The following is a 720-nucleotide window of genomic DNA, read 5'->3' on the forward strand; positions in this document are numbered from 1 at the left end:
GCATGTCTTTGGACGCAGGAGGCCACCTAACACACGGTGCACGCCCTGCACTCTCTGGCAAATGGTTTAATGCAGTTCAATACGGCGTTGATCGTGAAACACTAGAAATCAACTACGACGATGTTCGCGCTCTGGCGCTAGAACACAAACCAAAGATGATCATCGCAGGCGGTAGCGCGATTCCACGTACTATCGATTTCGCAAAGTTCCGTGAAATCGCCGACGAAGTGAACGCAATCCTAATGGTCGATATGGCGCACATCGCAGGCCTTATCGCAACAGGTGCACACCCTAGCCCATTGCCACACGCACACGTTGTGACTACAACAACACACAAAACACTGCGTGGCCCACGCGGGGGCATGATTCTGACTAACCACGAAGACATCATTAAGAAGATCAATTCGGCGGTATTCCCAGGCCTACAAGGCGGCCCATTAATGCACGTTATCGCCGCTAAAGCGGTCGCATTTGGTGAAGCACTTGGCCCTGAATTTAAAACTTATATTGATTCGGTGATCAATAACGCAAAAGTCCTAGCGGAAGTATTGCAAACTCGCGGTTGCGACATCGTAACCGGTGGTACAGACACGCACTTAATGCTGGTTGACCTTCGCCCTAAAGGCTTGAAAGGTAACAAAGCAGAAGAAGCTCTGGAGCGTGCTGGGATCACATGTAACAAAAATGGCATCCCATTCGATACAGAGAAGCCTATGATTA

The 720-nt window shown here is 49.7% G+C and carries 1 protein-coding gene; it reads left to right on the forward strand.

Going from position 1 to position 720, the window contains the following annotated elements:
• A partial coding sequence (locus R7R78_RS26205; RefSeq protein ID WP_225474622.1) for a serine hydroxymethyltransferase occupies positions 1 to 720 on the forward strand: 720 nt, incomplete at both ends.

Source organism: Vibrio sp. 2134-1 (assembly GCF_033339495.1).